At 44.5% G+C, this 2980-nt stretch carries 3 protein-coding genes; all 3 read right to left on the bottom strand.

The features are described from left to right. Window positions 1-138: 138 nt before the first annotated feature. Complete coding sequence (locus C814_RS15655) at window positions 139-978, bottom strand: DUF6311 domain-containing protein (RefSeq protein WP_016316344.1); 840 nt, start codon at window positions 976-978, stop codon at window positions 139-141. A 168-nt stretch (window positions 979-1146) separates the two neighbouring features. Then, a complete protein-coding gene (locus C814_RS15650) occupies window positions 1147-1989 on the bottom strand; it encodes a site-specific integrase (protein WP_155846400.1) in 843 nt (280 codons plus the stop codon). A 537-nt stretch (window positions 1990-2526) separates the two neighbouring features. After that, window positions 2527-2880 (bottom strand): tyrosine-type recombinase/integrase, encoded by a 354-nt coding sequence (locus C814_RS23035; protein ID WP_255345283.1) that lies wholly within the window; start codon window positions 2878-2880, stop codon window positions 2527-2529. Window positions 2881-2980 lie beyond the last annotated feature (100 nt).

Here is a 2980-nt window from a genome sequence, read left to right as displayed (position 1 = left end):
AATCAAGCCCCACCAATGGGAAAGACTCCCTTGGCGCTGGGTAGTTGAACGCACCCTCTCCTGGCTCAATCATTCCAGACGTCTCAGTAAAGATTATGAGATATCCGTCTCATCTGCTGAGACTATCGTCAAAATTTCTCATTTCCATACCTTGCTTAAACGCTTATGAATACAGCTTCTAAGATTAAAGCTGTAATGCCCTAATCCACCAGCAGACGCATGCGAAGCAAATCCACCCAGCAGATAAACTGTGATAATCCCCATCGACAGGAATGAAAACAAGGGAAGCAGGCTTTCAAAAATTTTTTTGGATTTTACCATGCTGACCAAAAGAAAACCGCACAAAACCATTCCGACTATTGGCATAAAATAGAGATGTATCGAGCTGCAAAGAATTCCTAACAGCCCATATATTAGAACTGCATTTTTACTTTTATAAAATTTTTCTTCATAATATACGATGGGATAAATAGCCAGCAAAATCAGCCAATGAGCCGCCAAAGCTGTATGGGCAAACATTCTCCAAATATGGATAGGGCTTAAAATAAAAAAAGCTGTTCCCAACAAGATAAACGACTTCTTCCGCAAAAATTTTTGCAGAATTTTCGCGGACAGCATTCCCTGCAAAATAAAGCAGAAGATCCCCCAGAATCCAAAATACTGAAAATCATTTGGAAGTATTGGAGAAATTAGTTTAAAGAAAACTGCAAAAACAGGGATCGAATCTGTAAATATAACCGAAGTGTAATGCGGATACGCAAGTTGATCTGTCAAACCAATAGGGAATGTCCAATCTCCGTTCCGATACATCTTCCATCCCAGATAATGCTGTGACAGATCTCCCCCGCTCATCAGCCAATCTGTATAACAAGGATTTAATATTTTCGTTCCATATATTGTTATAAAGACAAATGCTCCTATGGTCCCTGCTATCAGTACTGTCATATTTTTGATCAGCCACTCTTTAAACTTTACCATCTTCTTTTTCCTTTCAGTTTCTTGTCCTCTTCAACCAAAAAGGATACGTTCCATTCAAGATCAGAAAGATTCATAGCTCTGAATTTAGAATCAGAGCTATGAATAGAACGGGCCCGTTCTATTTGTTCAACCATTCTGACCTATAGAATTTTAAAAAACCTCTCACTTCTATCTATCTTCGTAAAAATAGATTGACGAAAAGCGTAATGCTAACTCACGGTTGTCTGTACTCTCATGACGGCTTGACGGAGAAACTGCATTCGGATACTCCATGTCCAGTATCAACTGTCCATTTTTGACGCACTCTTCCGGGATTGTAAATTTAACTGGTTCCTCCACAGAAGTGATCTCCGCATCATAAAGGATTTGTCCGTTAGAACGAACAATCAGCTTTTGTGGCCCTGCATAGATATCCTTTAATTCAAATTCTCCCATTAAAGCGCCAGAAAAATCGCCCATAGCCAAAATGATTTGGCCAGCTTTTCCTGAGGACCATGCGGAATCCGTTTCAATATAGGAAACCCCTGAGGAGAAATATCTTGTTCCGTTACTTTCTTCTGTGAAAACGATTTTATCCCCAACGGAATAATTCCGAGAAAGTATTTCCGACTCCTTATCTGTTACCTGTTTTTCACCGATCACCATAGACTCAAAGGCCAATCCAAGTATTCTAGTATCATCCGCGTCGCGGGTCAGCTCTGGCTGGAGACTGCTTTTCGGCTTCAGCTGGCTTGCCAGCTGACACTCCCGATGCCCTACAAAGTCCAGATAGGAGTTCGCAATCGACAGGAACATATTGACGGTACCTGGCGTGTACTCCATTTCCACCAACTCTTCCCGCCACCGTTCCAGCGCACCCTGACGGATAAACTTATCCTCCGGCAGCGCCTGATAGAGACGGTTCAGTCCCCTCCGGTACCATTGCAGCGTCCCTTCCACACGGCCCCTGCTTTGGCAGGCATCCAAGAACTGCTCTATGCTTTCCTGCGTCAATAGAACTCCTGTTTCCATCCTTCTATGCTGATGCGTCGGGCGCTCTCCCTGTATATGCTGCCTCGTCTGGGGCACGCTGCTTCCTCCTTCCAAACATTCATCACAAAATTAATAACCTGTTTCAAAACAGGGGCGAAAAAAAGCGACTCCCACGATAAATGATCGAAGATCATGGTTATCATAGCATAAAAACCTTGATATGACAAGTGGAAAAGCTGTTTTTCTGCGCGACAGATAACGCCGGACAAAGCGTTCTTTCTCCGGCATATATTTGTTTGCCTTCCTTCTTCAGGCCGCACCTTTGGGTGCGGCTTTTTTCTGTTTTGGAGCGCTGAAAGACAGCGCCCCTTCATGCAGTGAATCTCAATCTATTAATTCTGTTGCATTTTCTTAGAACCTGTATTCATAATTAGAGGATGCCGGATGGGCGAGGGATTTTGCTGCCCTGCAAGGCGAAAAAACCCAGACAATACTTTGTGTATTGCAAGATTTTTCAACGCGCCAGGCCGGCAAAAGACCCGCTCAGACGGTGTCGAATGGTTGTGAATACGGGTTCTAACAGATCAAACCCATCCGTTCCATCTGTCGGACATGCTCCGCTTCGGTGGAGATGAGATAGAGCCGGGTTGTTTCAATACTGGAATGGCCCAACACATCCGCCAGCTTTGCCACATCCCGGCAAACCCGATAGAAGGTTTGGGCAAACAGGTGCCGCAGGTTGTGCGGAAAGACCTTGGAAGGTGCAACCCCCGCCTTTTCGCAGAGCGACTTCATCTCCGCCCAGATCTGCCGGCGGCTCAACCCTTTTCCGTTTCTGGTGAGGAATACCTCTCCGGAGACGATTTTTCTTTTTCCAGCGTATTTTTTCAGCTTCCGGCAGAGCTTCCCTGGGAGCAGAATCGTGCGAATCTTTCCTTTTAGAGCAATTTCTGTACGTCCTGCCCGGATTGCTTCCGCTGTGATATATTTTAGAACCTGTATTCACAAGGAGAAAAGAACGTGGTAAAAT

The sequence above is a fragment of the Anaerotruncus sp. G3(2012) genome (assembly GCF_000403395.2).
GTDB lineage: Bacteria > Bacillota > Clostridia > Oscillospirales > Ruminococcaceae > Anaerotruncus.
The sequence above is the reverse complement of the archived record's forward strand: the minus strand, read 5'-3'. Positions and strand labels throughout refer to the sequence as shown.

What these genes read in the sequence shown, in the direction of transcription:
- C814_RS15655 (WP_016316344.1), bottom strand. Translation starts at nt 978, where the DNA reads ATGGTAAAGTTTAAAGAGTGGCTGATCAAAAATATGACAGTACTGATA.
- C814_RS15650 (WP_155846400.1), bottom strand. Translation starts at nt 1,989, where the DNA reads ATGGAAACAGGAGTTCTATTGACGCAGGAAAGCATAGAGCAGTTCTTG.